A 17,454-nucleotide genomic window follows, 5' to 3' on the forward strand; every position below is an offset into this window, starting at 1 on the left:
TCTTAGCCTATATTATCATATTACTTACATTGATTCTGGTGCTTGAACGCCAACTAAATGTAATGAATTGTGTAACGTTATTTTTACAGCTTCTATTAAAGCAACAAGCGCTGTAGTTTTAGCTTCATCATCAGTTAACACTTTTTCATCATTGTAAAATTTATGGAAGTGTGAAGCTAAATCTTGAATATAATTTGTAATACGATGCGGCGCTCTATGGCTTGCTGCACTCTCAATAGTAGGTTCAAAGTCAGCTACTTTTTTCAACAATTCTATTGCTTTATCGTTGGTAATCAATGATAAATCTGCATCTGCTGAAGGTTTGATACCTCTTTCAGCCGCTTGTTTTAAAATTGAACAAATACGAGCATGTGCATATTGCGCATAATAAACCGGATTATCTTGTGATTCTTGTTTAGCCAATTCCATATCAAAATCAAAATGAGTATCAGAACTACGCATTGTTAAGAAGTAACGTGCTGAATCTACGCCCACTTCGTCCATAATTTCACGCAACGTAATAGCATTACCTGTACGCTTACTCATTTTAACTTCTTGGCCATCTTGCATTAAACGTACAACTTGCATAATTTGTATTTCTAAACGGTCACTATCTACACCAAATGTTTCCATTGCCGATTTAATACGATTAATATAACCATGATGGTCTGCACCAAATAAGTCTATTAAGATATCGTTGCCACGTTGAATTTTGTCAAAATGATAAGCAATATCTGGTAGAAAGTATGTGTAAGTGCCATCTTTTTTAATTAGCACTCTATCTTTATCATCTTTAAAATCGGTAGTTCTTAACCAAGTTGCTCCATCTTTTTCATAAGTGTAACCTAAATCAGCCATTTTATTTAATACTTCAGTAATTTCGTTTTGTTCATAAAGAGAGGTTTCACTAAACCAACTATCATAGTGAATATTAAAATCAACTAAGTCTTTTTTTAATTTTTCCATTTCATAAGAAACACCAAGCTGTCTAAACGTTTTAATACGCTCATCTTCTGGTAAGTCTTTAAGTTCTGGTTGTTTCTCTGCCAAATCTTTACCAATATTAATGATGTCTTTACCATGATAACCATCTTTTGGCATTTCGTGACTTGTATCGCCTAATGCTTCAAAATAACGTGCTTCTATTGAAAGAGCTAAATTAGTAATTTGGTTACCTGCATCATTAATATAATATTCTCTAGTTACGTTATAACCTGCAGCATCTAATAAATTACATAAAGTATCACCGACTGCTGCATTACGCGCATGCCCAATATGTAAATCACCTGTGGGGTTAGCTGACACGAACTCAACCAGTACACTTTCTTTACTATTAGGCGTTACATGACCAAAGTCGTTTCCTTTATTAATTGCTTCAGGAATAACTTCTGTTAAATATGAATTATCTAAATAAAAGTTTATAAAACCGGGGCCTGCGATTGCCACTTCTTTAACATGCGCTTTCGTTGTATCTAAATTATCGACGATAGCTTGTGCAATTTCACGTGGATTACGTTTAGCTAATTTAGTTAAAACCATTGCTATATTTGAAGCATAATCTCCATTTTTATTATCTTTTGGCGTTTCAATTTTAACTTCAGGCATCTCACTCGCATCAATAAGTTGAGCCTGTTCGATGCTATTTTTAATTTCATCAATAAGTGTCTGTTTCACTTGATCAATTATGTTCATTTTCACTTTGCTCCTTATAAGTAATTTCAAATTGGTATGTGCCCATTTTTTCTTCCTCTTGCCATAGATCATAATGTACTTTTAATTTTCCACCATTGTCCGTTACAAAATGTAAAATAGAGTGTGTGCGTACTGTCAATGGTATACGTCCGCCACCTACTTCATATAACGTAAAAGTATCTTCACCTTCAACAAAATGAAGATTCATATTAATATCACCTTTACGTATAATTTTTACGCCCGATTGTTCAATTTTAATTGTAACTTTCACTGTGGCGTCATCGATAACTTCTTGATAACGTATAAATTCAGCATTACGTTTTGACCAAGTTCCATGCGTTTTAAATGAAAACTTATTCTTTTCATCTAATTGTTTAACCACTTGTTTTGTTTGTATGTCCACATTGTAGTCCAATGCTCGTTTCACCCTAATCTCATTAAAATAATACACACAATTATAGCATAATTTATATATGCAATACAGTTGTGATATTGTTTAGCAATAAAAAGAAGCTAAGTATAAATTACTATACTTAAAGGCTCAACCAAAATTATTAGTCAGTTGAACCTCTATATAGTAAATCTATATTAAAAAATACACATTTTCTAATATGTTACTTAGCTTCATATAATTTATTTAGTTGTTAATGCTTGATGTAATTCCTCGGTAGAGTTATGCCACATTTCAGCATTGTGTTGTTCTAAAAATTCTTTTAAAACTTTTTTATTGTCGTCGCCGATTTGGTCAACAACAATTTGACGCTTCATCGATTTGTCCATCATATTAACATGTTCCGGCATACTTTTATAACCACGTCTTATCTTTTTATTAACCATTAAATAACAAGCAGTTACGCCAGCGTAATATGGACCATGTTCACCACGTTCCGTAGTAACCCAGCATAGCCAATATTCTTTAGCACCCTCTACATTTACTGTATCCTTGTCCTTAATCCATTTAACGCCTTTTTCTACGCTAGCTCGCGCGTGCATACCACCAATATCAATAAATGCTTCCTTGTTTTCTACATCTATAAACACTGGCGCTATATTATCTAAACTAATAGAACCTATATTTGTTCCTTTATGACCATCAAGCGGGTCATTTTTTATAATATTAAATTTAAATCCTTTATTTTCAGCCACTAGGTGTGCACCTCCAATATTTATCTTTATAACTTACAGCAATATTAAAATATATCAACTTCCATGACAATATATTAATTTAATTCGTTTAAAATACTAATAATAGCATTACGTATATTATCATCTGTAACATCACTAATTAATTCTTTAGGATAATAAAGCTTATAATCTTCTCTATTTATACCAGTAATGCTAGAAATAACTAATGATTCATTACTTATTTCCCTTATAGTGCCGTTTCTTCTAAGCAAATGTATTGGTTGGCGATTAGAACCCGGTCGGTCATAATCATATGGTAAATCTGTAAATGATTCGCTGACGAAATAATAATTAGGGTCTATACCTGCTTGCAAGAAAAGATCAGTCAATTCTGTAATAGTAATAATCGAACCATCAAACGGCATGTATTTAAATAGGTCCCTATTGATAAATCGACGGGCTAAATCACTTAATATAGCATCATCTTCATTAACCCATGCTTTTAAATAATATTGCACTACAATTTCATCTAAATCAACATATTGCTCGATAGTAATCGTTTCTTCAAAAAATGGTATGAAATCAGTCGGATGCATTTTAAATTTATAGCCTTCATTGTATAATTGCTTAGCTCTTTTCAAGCAATTATTTAATAATACCTCTCCGCCTCTACTAACTGGGTGGAAATAAATTTGCCAATACATTTGATAGCGGCTCATGATGAAATTCTCTACAGCATGCATACCGCTCTCTTTAATCAACACCTCATCTTTGGATGGGCGCATTAATCTTAAAATACGTTCCATATCAAATTGGCCATAAGAAACACCTGTAAAATAAGCATCCCTTTGCAAATAATCCATTCTGTCAGCATCAATTTGTGAAGAAATCATAGAAATTACTAATTTATTATCATGTGTTTTATTAATTACATCAGCTACTTCTTGAGGAAATGAAGGCGACACGCGAGACAATACTTCATTCACCTCTGTCGCCCCCGTAATAATAGCCTGTGTAAAAGCCTCATGATCTGTATTAAATATCTTTTCAAAGCTATGAGAAAAAGGACCGTGGCCTAAATCATGTAACAATGCTGCACATAAAGCTAAAGGCGCATCTTTATCGTCCCACGCCTCACTACCAGAAAATGATTCATCTATGAGTCGACGTACAATTTCATATACACCTAGCGAATGGCCAAAGCGGCTATGTTCTGCTGTATGAAATGATAGATATAGTGTTCCCAATTGTTTAATTCTTCTTAAGCGCTGAAACTCTTTTGTTTTAATCAAGTCCCAAACTATTTGATTTTTGACATGAACATATCTATGAATAGGATCTTTAAATACTTTTTCTTCTGGTAATTGCTGTGAAGCATATGTTGAATATGTCAAAATTGTCCTCCTGTTCACTCACAATACTAATTAAAAGTCTTATACATTAACGCTAAATTCATGGTCTCGCCATACATAACATGTTTATAAGAACGTAAAATTTCAAACCCTTTATTTTTATAGAAATTTACAGCTTCTTCATTTTGATTATCGACTTCAAGATAAACTTCGTTATACTTACCTTTGAATTGTGCTAAACCTTGGTCTAATAACTCAGAACCATAACCATGATGTTGTGAAACTGGCGTAACGTAATGTGCTGATAAATAAAGTTCTTTTCCATAAATAAAATTTGCAAAGCCAATAATTTCATTATCCGCTTCGACAACTAGGAAAAGTTGTTCTTGCATTCTTTTAATTAAGTGTTGCTCATTATATGAAGCAGCTAGCAGTTCATTAACTGTTGTAGCCGCATAAATATTTAAATATGTGTTATACCAAGCCTTTGTTGCGACATCTCTGATGCCTAAAACATCATTTGGCGTTGCTTCTCTAACTGTATACATGTTGTTGTCCCCCTATAAGATATAGGCTAATAATGTATTTATTATAACATAACTCTAATATTCAAAATATAATATTCAATTAAACTATTGTTGTAAAAGTCAATTACACTAAAATGTGTGTCACGTTATTATCAAATTCAATATAAAACATGTGGATATATTGTTTGATCTTGTTATTTAACGAGCTTAGTTTACGATTAAAAATACGTGATTAATATAAAAACCCGGCTCAACTATTCCTTGAATCATTAATTGAACCGAGTGTGTATAAAATATATAATCTATTAAATTTATTAGCTTACTTTAAAGTTTCTTGCCATTCTTTGGCACGATTTAATGCATATGAATCTTTGACAATATCTCCCGGTTTCTCAGCTGTACCAATAATATATCCTTTAAGTTGACCACCTAAAAATTCTAAACTGTATTTCATTTGAGAAATGCACGGTTTAGCTTTCACTTTAGGAAAATCTCCACCTACCAAAATCATTCTAAAATCTTTCCTAGACATTTGTTCTTTAAAATCTGAATAGCGCTTATCTATTAGCGTTTCAGACCAGTGGTCGATAAATGCTTTCATCGACGCTGAGACACTATACCAATATACGGGTGACGCGAAAATTACAGTATCACTTGCTAACACTTTATCAATAATACTTTGATAATCGTCTTGATAACTTTCAATTGAACCTTCTTCATGGCGCATGTCTCTTACTGGATTTAGTTGATATTGTGTTAAATCAATCCAGTCGTACTCATGTCCTTCTAATGCAAATTGAGCTAATTGAGCAGTGTTGCCTTCTGATCTACTACCTCCAAACAAAACTGTAATCATAATATACTCCTTTGTTTTTATTTATTTACAGGGAATAATTCTTCAATTTGTTCAATTTCAGCTTGAGTTAATTTTACATCTACAGCTGTTAAATTATCTACAACTTGATAAGGTTTTTTCGCACCTGGTATAACAACATCTAATGACGGCTTAGTTAAATAATATGACAAGATTACGTGTGCTACATCAACGTTGTGATTATCTGCTATGCCTCTTAATTTATCTACTTTTGCTAAGTTTTCTTTAAACTTTTCTCCTTGGAACTCTGGATTCTCAGCACGCAAATCATCAAATTGTGAATTTTCGTTATATTTACCTGCCAACAATCCTGAAACAAGCGGGAAATATGGAATGAAAGTTATATTATTCTCTGCAGTATATTTTAATATGTCTTCATTCTCTCTATTTAGTAAATTATATTCAAGTTGCACAACATCTACGTCATTATTTTTATTAGCTTCTTTTAATTGTTCTAAAGTGAAATTTGAAACACCTATTGCTTTAATTTTACCTTCATCTTTTAATTCTTTTAAAGCGGCAACGGCTTCATCTTTAGGCGTATTCTCGTCTGGAAAATGAATATAATATAAATCAATGTAGTCTAATTGCAAGCGCTGAAGACTATTTAATACTTGTTCTTTTAAAAATTCAGGTTTATTTGAAAAGTGTACATTATTATCATCATCAAAATAATGCGCGCCTTTTGTCGCAATCGCAAATGCCTCTCTTGGAAATTCTTTAACCGCTTCTCCTACTAATTCTTCGGAACGACCAGGTCCATAAATATAAGCAGTGTCTAATAAATCCATACCATTTCTAATAGCAGTACGTACGACTTCTTTTCCCTGTTCTTCATCCAAATCTTTATATAAATTGTGACCACCTACAGCATTCGTTCCAAGGGCTATAGGGAATACCTTTACGTCAGACTTACCTAATGTGACTTTGTTGACCATATATAAACATCTCCTTTTTAAAGTATTATTACCTATTTTAACTAAATCTAACCAAGAACAATAATAAGATGCCCATATTTAAAAAAATGATTTCAACACTTGATAATGTCGAAACCATTTTTTATTTATTGTGTTATTTTCTTCGTGCAAATTTTTCTTTGAGCTTACGATCTTGTTCTTCTTTACGTCTTTTACGTTCCTCGTTACGTTTTCTTAGCCTTTCCTCTTCTTCAGGATCTCTAGGCTTTTCTAATTGTTTTTGAATTTTATCAATAAGTTCTTCTTCTGTTAATGCAGCGATAGGCCGATTGTTTACGAAGGTGAAAGTTTTGCGACGACCTGGTCCACAATATGATTGACAGCCTATTTCAATTTCGGCATTTTCATCTAGTTTAGCCAATTTCTTAGTTAATGACTTACAATTGACCGCTTGGCAATCATCACAAATTAAAAACTTATTTTGCACCTTCAGTACCTCCCATCAAGCGTTAATTGTTTATATATGTATAGTGTAGCTTTATTTGATTAACCAATTTAACTTTATTTATTGTACTCTAATTGCTCATAATTTCAAGTTATAATTAGTTTTTTTCTTATTGGAAATATAATTAAATCGACCGATGTAATTAACACGGTCGATTTATTGAAGGGGTGTTATTAATATTAAGTCCACCATAAATCTGGTGCAGGTTCTTCGATATTAACACTATTTAAATTGGTTACAGCTTTTTGGAATCCCTCGTCAATAGACATGATTGGGTCTTCATGTTCAATACTAACAACATAATCATAACCATACATACGCAATGCACTAATAATATTTCCCCACAAACTCGGAGCATGTCCATAACCTACTGTTCTGAAAGTCCATGCACGTGTTTTAACTTCACTATATGGTTGCATATCAGTTAAGCCATACATATTCACATTTTCTTGATCTATATAAGTATCTTTAGCATGGAAATGATGAATAGCGTTTGCTTCGCCTAAAATTTTAATAGCTGCTATTGGGTCGATACCTTGCCACCATAAATGACTAGGGTCAAGATTGGCTCCTAATGCATCATTAGTAGCTTCTCTAAGTTTTAAAAGCGTATAAGGTGTATGCACTAAAAATCCAGCATGCAATTCAATGCCAATTTTGACATCATGGTTTTTAGCGAATTGAGCTGCTTCCTTCCAATAAGGAATTAATTTTTCTTCCCATTGCCATTTTAAAATCTTAGAATACTCAGTTGGCCATGGCGTTACAGGCCAATTTGGGTATTGTGCATTCTCGTCTGAACCAGCAACACCTGAAAATGTGTTGACGACTGGAACATCTAATAATGAAGCTAATTGAACTGTCTTTTTGAATGTTTCATGTGCTCGTGTTGCCTGCTCTTTATCAGGTGAAATTGGATTATCATGACAACTAAAAGCACTTATCATTAGTCCTCGTTGATGTATTGTGTTGATAAATTGTTGTCGTAGCTTTTCGTCTTTTAATAATGCATCGACATCACAAAAATCATTACCTGGATTACCACCTGTACCTATTTCGACCGCTTTAACACCGGCTTTAGCTACGTGGTCTAGCATTTCTTCGAATTGTTTATCTTGAAACAATACACTAAATACACCTATTTTCATTATTATTCCTCCTTGAAAGCCTAATTATTTAATCGTACAGCCTCGCCATTTTCATCACTTTGGTAAATCGCTTGAATGATAGCATTGACTTTTAATGCTTCGTCCGGCTGTACGATTAATCTTTCTCTTCCTAGACAGCTATTGACAAAATTCAGTGCTTGCCTTTGCGCTGCCATCATTTCATTATGTTCTGCTTCTGCAGTTTCAGTTACAATCGTGCCATATTTAGGCGCATAAGTTTCAAATGGATAGACGTTTAAACCACCAGCGACACCGGAAATGCTAATATGCATTTTATCTTCTTTAATATTTGCAGACCACGAGCATTCAAACTGCATAGATGAGCCATTATCAAAAGTTATAAAGCTTGTTACATGGTCATCCACATCAAATGTTTGGTAATCAATTTCACCCCATTCATTCAATTGATTAGGTGTTTTGCTTAGTTTGTTATATGTTTTGCCTAATACATTTACCGGATTTACTTCCCCTAATAACCACAACGCTAAATCTAGAAAATGACAGCCGTAATCGATTAGACTACCGCCACCTTGCAATGATTTATTTGTAAAAACGCCCCAACCTGGAACTTTTCTCCGTCGTAACGCTTGTACTCTTATTACTAATGGTTCACCAACGGTATTAGCTTCGATTGCTAATTTAGACTTAATAGCCGCATCAGTAAACCGATAGTGATAACCAATTGCTAATAACTTATTAGCTTGTTTCGCAACCGATAACATTTGTTGGCATTCATCCACGCCCATCGCCATTGGTTTTTCACAAAATACGTGGACCCCTGCTTTTAATGCATTGATACTAATTTCAGCATGAAACTTATTTGGCGTACAAATTGTTACAGCATCAACTCGTTCAAATAATTGTTCATAGTTTTTATATACATAGGGTATATCAAATTTACTAGCTACCGATTGAGCCAACTCATAGTTAATGTCTTGTACTGCTATTATTTCTACTTGTTTATCTAATTCCTTATAAGTTGGAATATGTCTCCCTTGTGCAATACCACCTGCGCCTATAATGCCCATTTTTAACTTCTTCATTGACTATCATCATTCTTAGGTTTAATAATTTCTAATGGTTGAGCATTGCCATAATGATGTTTAGGTGTATGCGTATTTTGCGCCCATTTTACCGCGTTATGAATAACTTGTTGAACTTGTTCATTATAGTAAGTGGGATAAGATTCATGGCCTGGTCTGAAATAAAATATTCTTCCATTACCACGTTTAAATGTGGCGCCACTTCTAAACACTTCGCCACCTTCAAACCAACTAATAAATACCGTTTCATCAGGGGTAGGAATGTCAAAATGCTCACCGTACATTTCCTCTTTATCCAATTCAATATAAGATGGTAAATTTGTAGTGATAGGATGTGTTGGGTCTACTACCCAAAGCCTTTCCTTTTCATCCGCCTCTCTCCATTTCAGATCACAAGAAGTGCCCATTAAACTTTTAAATATTTTCGAAAAATGACCAGAATGCAATACAATTAACCCCATGCCATCTAAAACATGTTGTTGAACGCGTGCAACTATGTCATCGTCAACTTCTTCATGTGCTTTGTGCCCCCACCAAATTAAGACATCAGTTTGTCCTAGAACACGCTCCGTTAAACCATGTTCCGGTTCATCTAATGTCGCTGTAGTAACATTGTGTTCCGTAGATAAAAAGCTAGCGATTACTTCGTGTATCCCTTGAGGATAAACTGCTTTTACTTGTTCATTTTCTTGTTCATGTCTATATTCATTCCACACAGTAATATTCATACTAAACAACCCCTTTGCTAATTAATTAAAATAAACCGCCTTACCTGTACGTGCTGACTCATAAATTGCTTCTAGAATTTGTGTGACAACTAATGCCTCTTGTGGTTTAACAACTGGCTCAGTATCATTCATTATGCTATCAATCCAACATTGCGCTTCTATTTCCGCTTCATCATCTTCTTCGCCATCGTAAAATGCCACACCCTTGTTATCCAATTCAACATTTGTCGTATATAATTTACTAAAGTCTTCACCATTAAGACGTAAACCTTCTTTCATATCAGCACCACCATCAGTACCAGATAATGTACACTTGGCTTCATCTTCATCTAATGTATTTAAAGCCCAACTGGATTCCAGCATAATCGTTGCTCCATTAGACATTTTAATGTAACCAAAAGCTGAGTCTTCGACTGTAAAATCTTCAGGATTCCATGATCCCCATGCATTAGCTGCGTCTTCTTTCTTCCCTAACTTATGGAATGTTGAGCCCATCACGGATGCTGGTTGGTAATTATTCATCATCCACAACGTTAAATCTAGCGCATGCGTACCAATATCTATAAGTGGCCCGCCACCTTGTTTTTCTTCGTCTAGAAAGACTCCCCACGTAGGTACTGCTCTTCTACGTATAGCATGCGCTTTCCCAAAATAAATATCTCCTAAATCCCCACGTTGAGTAACTTTACGTAAGTATTGACTATCTGGTCTAAATCTATTTTGGTACCCTATAGTTAATTTTTTGTTATTACGCTTAGCCGCATCAATCATTGCTTGTGCTTCTTCTGTAGATTTAGCCATCGGTTTTTCACACATCACATGTTTCCCTGCATCTAATGCAGCCACAGTAATTTCTTTATGAGATATATTAGGTGTACAAACATGCACGACGTCAATTGCTTCATTAGCAAGTAGTTGCTTGTAATCTTTATAGACTTCACAACTTTCTACGCCATACTCTGTCGCAGCCAAATGTGCTTTGTCTATATCAATATCACAAAAGCCTACTAAATTCACTGCTTCAACTTTTTGTAAGCTCGGTAAGTGTTTACCATTTGCTATTCCTCCACAACCAATTATCCCTATGTTCAATGTCATTATGCTTCATCCTCTCAAACAATATTAGAAAGCGTTTACATATGTTGCCAATTAAAAGCATAAAAGATTTTCTTTTATGCTTAATTTATTATTAAGTTTTTAATATCTATATCGTAATACAATTATTTCATCTCACCAATAATTTTGACGTATTTAGAATTTATGTATTAATATTAGAATATATTTCCAATGCATGAAAAAATTTCTACGGCTAGGTGTGACAAAATAAATGTTATTAGACCACTTAATTAATCAATATTATGATGACTTGAACGACAATGATTTACATATTATAAACATCATGCATAACAACGTCTCTAAATTACCTAACATGAAAATTCAAGATTTAAGCCTACTTACACATACTTCCATTTCTACTATCCATAGATTAGTTAAAAAGCTGGGGTTCGAAGGCTATAGTGATTTCAAATTTTATACCAAATTAAAATCTCAAGATAACTCGAATCAAGTTGTACAGGCACACTCAATTATCGAAGATGTTGAACGTACTATCGAACATCTAGATATGCTCGATTACGACGTACTAAACGCTCTAATTGATAATGCGCCATTAATTTATATTTTCGGAACCGGTATGGCACAACAAAACGTGGCCCGTGACGCCCAAAGACATTTGTTATCAATTTCTAAAAAGGTCATTTTACTAAATGACGAAAATGAATTAATAATGGCAATCGACCAAATGACTAGAGATGATTTATTATTTATTATATCTCTTTCAGGTGAAACACAACATATTTCACAACCTATACACATTTTAAAATCACGTCAGTTAAATTACGTTTCTATCACTACTTTACATGATAATTTTATAGCTCAAAACGCTAAGTTTAATATTTACGTAAGCAGTACACCGCTTCAATTTTTTAATAACATCCAATATCATAGCTTTACGCCGTACTATGTTATCTTTGATTATATTGTTCGAACATACCACAACTATAAGATTGCACAAAAAAATAAGGACTAAACCATACGCGCTGTCTCAACTCAACATTCAGTATGTATTGAGTTAAGACATATATGCTTTGGTTTTATCCTTATTATTGTCCATGATGTATATTAAATTCTAACGGTTGCACGTTATTTTGTTGCCATTCATCATATATAGCATCTTTATTCACATCACTGCGAATTATCGTAATACCACAATCTCCTCCACCTGCACCAGATGTTTTTGCTGCACCACCATGTGTTTCCGCTATATCACATAACGTTTTTAAATGTGGTGTTTCAATGTCTATCGTAGCTTCACGATCCATCTGCTGAATAATAGAACGATTAAGACGAATCATTTTTTGAACACCTTTAATGTGGTTTGTTTTAAATGCATGAATTAGTTTTTCTACACAATCATGAGATTGTTCTAAAAATTTACCATAAAAAGTGGGATCAGATTTCAGTCTTTTAACTTCACTAACCAAATGATGTGAAGAAGCTGGAGAACCAGTCCATCCAATTAAGACTTCCATATTTTCTGGCGCTTGAAGAGGTTCTATGTGTAGACCTGGCCAGTTTTTCTTTAATACTTCGTTTACGGATGTATCTTCAATTTGTTGCATAACCCATTCGTGGTCGAATGTACTATAAGCGAGCCACCCAGTATAAACGCTTACTGCAATATCTCCACAAGAACTTAAACTTTGCAATTTCATGTTAGCAATGACGGCTAACTTATAAATATACAGATTTGATAGTTGCATGTCATAAAACTCATTTAACGCTTTAACTATTGAAACTAGTACCGCTGCACTAGAGCCTAGTCCATACTTGTGACCAGAAGCATCGTCCAAATTACTATCAATCGTCAAATGAAAATGTTTCAATTTGATATTATTACTACGAACGTATTGTTCAAATACTTCTATCGCAGTAATAACGTATTTTAATTGTTTTGCCGCATTTAAATCAGATAGTACAATATTATCTTGTCTTCTTTGGAAGCTGATTGGCTCGTGATGTAATGTTTTTGAATGTATTGAACTTTGCGTTACATCTGCTTCCTCTATCGTTGCTGTTACGAAACGATCTACTGCAATTAAAACCGATTTATATCCTGGTTCGGTCACTGCGTATTCGCCAGCGATATATAATTTACCGGGTGCTTTGACTTGAATCATTTTATCTCTTCCTTATTGTATAATTTCTACTCCAGAACGTGTAATGTCACTTGCTATAATTTGTCCTTGCTCAAAATAATTGCTTAGCTGCTCTATAACATATTGCTTATGTATTTTTTCAACCAATATTTTAACATTGGGACCTGCATCCATCGTGAAATAACATGGATGTCCAGCCTCTCGACATTGGTTTACAATTTTCATCACTTGATAACTATCGGCAACCAAATATGAAAATGGTGGTTGTGCACCTAAATTCGTTGCATGCATACGTAAGCCATTTGCTTCTATAACTTCACCCATAGCCACAAAATCTTTTTTTACAATTGCAGCCTTAACGTTGGCAATATCTTCATCAACGTGGTCTAACCAATATTGGTAAAAACGTGAGGTCTCTCTTGTTAAAGACATACCTGCCCGGCTCGATACTTTCTTAGATTTATTATTAATAACTACAAAAACCATAGCTAAGTCTTCTTCCCATTTGTCGGCATCAATCGGAAAACTGTACGACGAATCATCGTCATAACCTTTTTCCCATTCAACAAATCCACCAAAAATACTACGAGAAGCAGAGCCTGATCCTCTACGCGCCAGTTTAGATAACTCTTGTTTACTATAATTTAATTGTAGAGCTTCATTACAGGCAGCTGCTAAGGCAGCGTACGCACTAGCAGAAGACGCTAACCCCGCTGCAGTTGGTACATAATTATCGCTTTCTATATAAGCAAACATTGAGGTATTAGTTTTAGCTCTAACTATATCCATATAATTACGAATTTTAGCACTTTCTTTAGCGTCAACTTCAACGCCGTTTAATACTAGCTTATCTTCAGTATAAGTTTCATCAAAAGTAACTCTCGTTTCAGTATAAAAACGCTCTAAAGATACCGACAAGCTATTATTCATCGGTAGAATTAATTCTTCATTAGCTTTGCCCCAATATTTAATTAATGCAATATTTGTGTGCGCGCGCGCTTTACCACTTTTAACCAAATTGTTTAACCTCCTAAATATTCAATCCATGTATGATGCGCACCAAGATTATGGGCACTTTGTTGTATTTTTTGAGCAATTTCAAAGTTTTCCGCAAGAATAATCATGCTTCCACCTCTACCACTACCCGTTAATTTACCAGCTTTAGCACCTTGTTTCATACTTTCACCTAATATAAGTTCAATTTTTTCATGACTTACCGTTAAGTTTTTCAAACATTCCTGACAAGAATTGAAAATAGTCGCTAATTTATTAAAATTCGATTCCTTAATTGCTTCACTGGCATCATAAACCATTTTACCAATATGTTCTATATATTGCAGATATTTATCATCAGATGCACATAATTTATGAACATCTTCAACAGACTCTTTTGTTGAACCTTGAATGCCTGTATCTACAATAACCATATAGCCATTCAAAGCTAGTGCTGTTAAATTCTCTACGTTTCCTTGTTTAAACCAAACTGGCTTATTTGAAACTATGGTTTGTGTATCAATGCCACTAGGTTTGCCATGTGCAATTCTTTCTGACCAGTTTGCTTCTTCAATTAATAGCTCATCAGATAATGGTTGGTCAATATAATCATAACTCGCTCTTATAAACGCAACAGCAAATGCCGCACTCGAACCTAAACCGCGAGAAGGAGGTAAGTTTGTTTCAATCGTTACTTTTATTGGTTCTTTAATATTATGTTTTTCTCTGAAACGCGTAGTAACTGCTTTTAAGTGTTCTGGTGCAGTTGCTAAGCTACCCGTGTAAACATCACTTGCAATAAAAGATTGTTCATTAGTGTCTCTTGATGTAATTGTCGCACGAACTATTCCAGAGGTGAACGGAATAGCAATAGCAGGCTGTCCAAACGTGACTGCATGTTCTCCAATCAATATTACTTTTCCATTTGCTTCACCATAACCATAATGTGTCATTTATCAATCACCTTTAGACTTTTCTATAATTTATATTTTGAATTATCGTGTCTTAATTACAGACATACCTTAAAATTGTTCCGAAAAATTTATTAAATCTTAGTTCATTTTCATTTTATATACCAGGTACTAAAAATTTCACACATTAAAGTCTATATTCTCACAAATATATATTATTGTTATCCGTCTATAGTCATATATTTATAGTAATTAAAATTAATACCTGCTACTAATTTAATATCATACTACTTCATTATAGAACTCATTAGCAATATATTCAAAAACTGAGTAGTATTTATTTTATGTAAGGTACAATATACACACTTTAACTATATTACTTTGTCTAATTTTATAATTCAATAATAAATAGGCGGCACGCGAATAAAAATTCAGCACACTCGCCTATTATAACTATTAAACATTTTAATTCATTAGATACTATATTATTTTTTCATTGAATTATTAATTTTTTCATTTCGTGCAATCATCTTTTCAAAATAACCTTCATAACGTGACCACTCAAGGTGTGTTATAGGTTCCATATTTAAACGACCACCTAAATCTTTTAACGCATATAAAAGCTGAAACATAACATCTTGTACCGTTATTTCTCTACCTAACAATGTTGCTAAAGAAGCCATGCAACTAGGTTCAATATCAGGATACGCAAATTTAGTTTCTTGACCTTGTTTAGCTCTATCATAAAAAGATTTCATCATTTGAGCACGTTCAGCACCAGAACCTTCAACACATAAATATACTTGAACTGCTATGCCACCTCGCACACGTCTTTGAGATATACCAGCAAATTTTTTGCCGTTGATACTTAAATCAAACTTACCCGGGCAGTATGAACGTTCAATTTCATGCGTTTCAATTTCAACATCTTCATCTTCAAACATTTTAGCGACGAGTAAGTACATGACAGAAAAAGCCTCATCGATCGCAGTTTCCGTCTTCCCTTTAAATATTAAAGAAATATTTAGAATACCTTGATCTAAAACGACGCCAAGACCACCAGAGTTTCTCACTATGGCATTATAACCCTGCTCATCCGTTAAATAGCGTATGCCATCTCTTAAAAAAGGCAATCGGGAATCATGGATACCTAAAATAACAACGTGTTGATGTATCCAAGTACGCACGACGTTATTTGATTCTTCTCTTCCTACACCTTCACAAAATGTATCATCAAAAGCGAATGATTGCATTGGTTCTAAACCTGAAGAATGATCAATATAACGCCAGTCTATGCCATTGAAATATTTGTTAGCTAAATCCATTATTGTAATGATTGAGCCGCAGTAATAATTGAAAGGTTATAAACGTCTTCTGTTGAACAACCACGTGATAAGTCATTTACCGGTGAGTTAAGCCCTTGAAGTACTGGCCCTACTGCATCATAACCACCTAAACGTTGTGCAATTTTATAACCAATATTACCTGCTTCTAAACTTGGGAATACGAATACGTTTGCGTCACCTTGTATTTGTGCATCTGGTGCTTTTTTCTTAGCTACATCTGGTACAATGGCCGCGTCAAATTGAAACTCTCCATCAACTATTACGTTTGTTAGGTTATCTTCTTTAATTTTTTGTTGCGCTAATTCTACAGCTGTTGAAACTTTTTCTACATCATCTGATTTAGCCGAACCCTTTGTAGAAAAACTTAACATTGCTACACGAGGAGACATGCCAAATGATTGTGCAGATTTCGCACTTTCGACAGCAATTTCTGCTAAGTCCTGAGCCTCTAGTGTAGGATTGATTGCGCAGTCTCCGAAAATATATTGTTTGTCGTCTTTAATCATAAAGAAAATACCTGAAGTTTTAGATACGCCAGGTTTTGTTTTAATAATTTGTAAGGCTGGACGTACAGTGTCACCTGTTGAATGTGCAGCACCACTGACAAGTCCTTCAGCTTTACCAGTATAAACAAGCATCGTACCGAAGTAGTTTACATCGTTTAACATTTCTTGTGCTTGTTCTTCAGTAGCCTTACCTTTACGGCGTTCTACGAAAGCAGTTACTAATTCGCTACGTAATTCGCTTGTAGCAGGATCGATAATTTCTAAGTTTGTAATGTCTAAGTTTTTGTCATTTGCTAAAGCTTTTACGTTAGTTTCATTTCCTAGTAATACGGGTGAAACTAAATCACTTTCTTGTAATTGAACAGCCGCTGCTAACACTCTTTCATCTTCACCTTCAGGTAAGACGATCCTTACATTTTTCCCTGAAAGTTTTTGTTGTAATACATCTAATAAAGACATAATAGCCTCCTTGATTATTTATGTTTAATTATTTTCCAATGCTATTATACGCTATTTTTTCTTATAATTCCATGTCACGAATTTGTAAT

At 34.0% G+C, this 17,454-nt stretch carries 18 protein-coding genes; 1 reads left to right on the plus strand and 17 read right to left on the minus strand.

Going from position 1 to position 17,454, the window contains the following annotated elements; all coding sequences use genetic code 11:
• Positions 1-24 precede the first annotated feature (24 nt).
• From argS to ISP02_RS10015, 12 genes are all read right to left on the minus strand, one after another.
• Entirely contained in the window at positions 25-1,692 is a 1,668-nt protein-coding gene (gene argS, locus ISP02_RS09960) for an arginine--tRNA ligase (protein ID WP_195721414.1), read from the minus strand.
• The gene (locus ISP02_RS09965; RefSeq protein ID WP_195721415.1) at positions 1,679-2,107 is read right to left on the minus strand and encodes a DUF1934 domain-containing protein; all 429 of its coding nucleotides are present in this window, start codon (positions 2,105-2,107) and stop codon (positions 1,679-1,681) included. The genes argS and ISP02_RS09965 overlap by 14 nt, the downstream gene beginning before the upstream one ends.
• Before the next feature lie 218 nt (positions 2,108-2,325).
• Positions 2,326-2,838: a YwhD family protein gene (locus ISP02_RS09970; protein ID WP_195721416.1), complete on the minus strand. Its 513-nt coding sequence runs from the start codon at positions 2,836-2,838 to the stop codon at positions 2,326-2,328.
• A 74-nt stretch (positions 2,839-2,912) separates the two neighbouring features.
• Positions 2,913-4,211, minus strand: coding sequence for an HD domain-containing protein (locus ISP02_RS09975; RefSeq protein ID WP_195721417.1), 1,299 nt, complete (start codon positions 4,209-4,211; stop codon positions 2,913-2,915).
• A gap of 26 nt (positions 4,212-4,237) precedes the next feature.
• Positions 4,238-4,717: a GNAT family N-acetyltransferase gene (locus tag ISP02_RS09980; protein ID WP_195721418.1), complete on the minus strand. Its 480-nt coding sequence runs from the start codon at positions 4,715-4,717 to the stop codon at positions 4,238-4,240.
• A gap of 298 nt (positions 4,718-5,015) precedes the next feature.
• The gene (locus ISP02_RS09985) at positions 5,016-5,552 is read right to left on the minus strand and encodes a flavodoxin family protein (RefSeq protein WP_195721419.1); all 537 of its coding nucleotides are present in this window, start codon (positions 5,550-5,552) and stop codon (positions 5,016-5,018) included.
• Between the two features lie 17 nt (positions 5,553-5,569).
• On the minus strand, positions 5,570-6,508 hold the full coding sequence (locus tag ISP02_RS09990; protein WP_195721420.1) for an aldo/keto reductase: 939 nt from the start codon (positions 6,506-6,508) through the stop codon (positions 5,570-5,572).
• 133 nt (positions 6,509-6,641) lie between these two features.
• Positions 6,642-6,974, minus strand: coding sequence for a DUF1450 domain-containing protein (locus tag ISP02_RS09995; RefSeq protein WP_195721421.1), 333 nt, complete (start codon positions 6,972-6,974; stop codon positions 6,642-6,644).
• Between the two features lie 197 nt (positions 6,975-7,171).
• Positions 7,172-8,140, minus strand: a complete 969-nt coding sequence (locus ISP02_RS10000; protein WP_195721422.1) for a sugar phosphate isomerase/epimerase family protein — start codon at positions 8,138-8,140, stop codon at positions 7,172-7,174.
• A 20-nt stretch (positions 8,141-8,160) separates the two neighbouring features.
• Positions 8,161-9,204 (minus strand): Gfo/Idh/MocA family protein, encoded by a 1,044-nt coding sequence (locus tag ISP02_RS10005; RefSeq protein ID WP_195721423.1) that lies wholly within the window; start codon positions 9,202-9,204, stop codon positions 8,161-8,163.
• Positions 9,201-9,932, minus strand: a complete 732-nt coding sequence (locus ISP02_RS10010) for a ThuA domain-containing protein (RefSeq protein WP_195721424.1) — start codon at positions 9,930-9,932, stop codon at positions 9,201-9,203. The genes ISP02_RS10005 and ISP02_RS10010 overlap by 4 nt, the downstream gene beginning before the upstream one ends.
• 21 nt (positions 9,933-9,953) lie before the next feature.
• A complete protein-coding gene (locus tag ISP02_RS10015; protein ID WP_195721425.1) occupies positions 9,954-11,030 on the minus strand; it encodes a Gfo/Idh/MocA family protein in 1,077 nt (358 codons plus the stop codon).
• 229 nt (positions 11,031-11,259) lie between these two features.
• Between ISP02_RS10015 and ISP02_RS10020 the strand changes: the two genes are divergently transcribed.
• Positions 11,260-12,021 (plus strand): MurR/RpiR family transcriptional regulator, encoded by a 762-nt coding sequence (locus ISP02_RS10020; RefSeq protein ID WP_195721426.1) that lies wholly within the window; start codon positions 11,260-11,262, stop codon positions 12,019-12,021.
• A 73-nt stretch (positions 12,022-12,094) separates the two neighbouring features.
• Here the strand turns inward: ISP02_RS10020 and ISP02_RS10025 are convergent, their stop codons facing one another.
• The 5 genes from ISP02_RS10025 to pta form a co-directional block, all read right to left on the minus strand.
• Complete coding sequence (locus tag ISP02_RS10025) at positions 12,095-13,171, minus strand: phosphomevalonate kinase (protein ID WP_195721427.1); 1,077 nt, start codon at positions 13,169-13,171, stop codon at positions 12,095-12,097.
• A gap of 12 nt (positions 13,172-13,183) precedes the next feature.
• On the minus strand, positions 13,184-14,167 hold the full coding sequence (gene mvaD / locus ISP02_RS10030; RefSeq protein WP_195721428.1) for a diphosphomevalonate decarboxylase: 984 nt from the start codon (positions 14,165-14,167) through the stop codon (positions 13,184-13,186).
• Between the two features lie 5 nt (positions 14,168-14,172).
• The gene (mvk, locus tag ISP02_RS10035; RefSeq protein WP_195721429.1) at positions 14,173-15,096 is read right to left on the minus strand and encodes a mevalonate kinase; all 924 of its coding nucleotides are present in this window, start codon (positions 15,094-15,096) and stop codon (positions 14,173-14,175) included.
• 443 nt (positions 15,097-15,539) lie between these two features.
• On the minus strand, positions 15,540-16,379 hold the full coding sequence (locus tag ISP02_RS10040; RefSeq protein WP_195721430.1) for a lipoate--protein ligase family protein: 840 nt from the start codon (positions 16,377-16,379) through the stop codon (positions 15,540-15,542).
• On the minus strand, positions 16,379-17,368 hold the full coding sequence (gene pta, locus ISP02_RS10045; RefSeq protein WP_195721863.1) for a phosphate acetyltransferase: 990 nt from the start codon (positions 17,366-17,368) through the stop codon (positions 16,379-16,381). The genes ISP02_RS10040 and pta overlap by 1 nt, the downstream gene beginning before the upstream one ends.
• Positions 17,369-17,454 lie beyond the last annotated feature (86 nt).

The sequence above is a fragment of the Staphylococcus durrellii genome, assembly GCF_015594545.1.
GTDB lineage: Bacteria > Bacillota > Bacilli > Staphylococcales > Staphylococcaceae > Staphylococcus > Staphylococcus durrellii.